This is a genomic window from Streptomyces sp. NPDC005266 (assembly GCF_040607655.1).
Classification (GTDB): domain Bacteria; phylum Actinomycetota; class Actinomycetes; order Streptomycetales; family Streptomycetaceae; genus Streptomyces.
Map to the genome: position 1 here is coordinate 1 of NZ_JBEXHC010000060.1, position 1,357 is coordinate 1,357.

1 protein-coding gene and 1 pseudogene are annotated in these 1,357 nt (G+C 68.3%); both read left to right on the forward strand.

Going from position 1 to position 1,357, the window contains the following annotated elements; genetic code table 11:
* Positions 1–231: pseudogene (locus ABZU99_RS34840) on the forward strand (IS607 family transposase); the annotation flags it as partial.
* Positions 224–1,357, forward strand: a 1,134-nt coding sequence (locus ABZU99_RS34845; RefSeq protein WP_356228189.1) for an IS200/IS605 family accessory protein TnpB-related protein, incomplete at its 3' end; no start/stop codon positions are given. The pseudogene ABZU99_RS34840 and the gene ABZU99_RS34845, both read left to right, overlap by 8 nt.

A 1,357-nucleotide genomic window follows, 5' to 3' on the forward strand; every position in this document is an offset into this window, starting at 1 on the left:
GTGGTGGTGGAGCACAAGGACCGCCTCGGCCGTATGAACGTCGAGCTGATCGAGGCCGCGCTGTCCGCGACCGGGCGTCGTCTCGTTGTCCTTGATGACGGCGAAGTCGATGACGACCTCGTACGGGACACAGTTGAGGTCCTGACCTCGTTCTGTGCCCGCCTGTACGGGCGTCGCTCCGCGAAGAACCGGGCGAAGAAGGCCCTTGAGGCGGCTGCCGCCTATGAGTGAGCCGAAGGAGAAACAACTGCGGACCATCGACGCGCCGTTCGTCGCGTTGGGCCCCTCCGGTGTTGCGATACGCGGCCGTCTCAGGCACTTCACCGCCGAGGACGACAAGGTGTTGCGCCTGGTCGGCGAACACCTGGGCTCTCTGGCCTGCCGTGATCTGGCGGCCCGCTGCGCTGACGCGGGCGATCACAACGCTGAGAAGTGGGCGGCCCGTAAGCAGGGTCTGACGGCCGAATCGTCGTCGCGGTGGGCCGGGTCGATCACCAAGGCCACGCACGATCAGTGGGCGCTGTCCCGGCGTTGTCAGTCGGCGCACATCCAGGGTCTTGAGGCCGGTGTGCGGACGCTGATGCACCGCCTGTCCCTCCCGATCGGGGAGAAGGGCACCAAACGGGCGGCGGGCGGCTACCGGTCGAAGGGCGAGTGGTTCCACAAGACGCGCCGTCTGACGCTTCTTCAACACCGTCTCGATACCGCTCGTGCTGACCGTGAGGCCGGTGTCGTGCACGTTGTGCGCGGTGGCCGCAAGCTCCTCAACACCCGGCACAACCTCGGCAAGGCGCAGCTCACCGAGACCGAGTGGCGCCGGCGCTGGGAGGCCGGGCGCTGGTTCCTCGCCGCTGACGGGGAGTCGGGGAAGCGGTTCGGGAACGAGACGATCCGCGTCACCCCCGACGGCGAGATCAGTATCAAGCTGCCCGCGCCGCTCGCGGATCTGGCCAACGCCAGGCACGGCCGGTACGTCCTCACCTCGAAGATCGCGTTCGCGCACCGGGGCCAGGAGTGGGCCGACCGCATCGAAGCCGACCGGGCCGTCGCCTACCGCATCCACTACGACGTGGAACGCGGGCGCTGGTACCTCACCGCGTCCTGGCAGCGGCCCGTCGTCCAGACCATCCCGCTGGAGACCGCCCGCGCCAAGGGCATGATCGGTGTGGATACGAACGCCGACCACTTCGCCGCCTACCAGCTCGACGTCCACGGCAACCCGGTCGGCGACCCGCACCGCTTCCACTACGACCTCAGTGGGCCGGCTGATCACCGGGACGCACAGATCCGGCACGCCATCACCCAAGTCCTGCACTGGGCGAAGAGCTGCGGCGTGGCCGCCATCGCGATCGAAGAC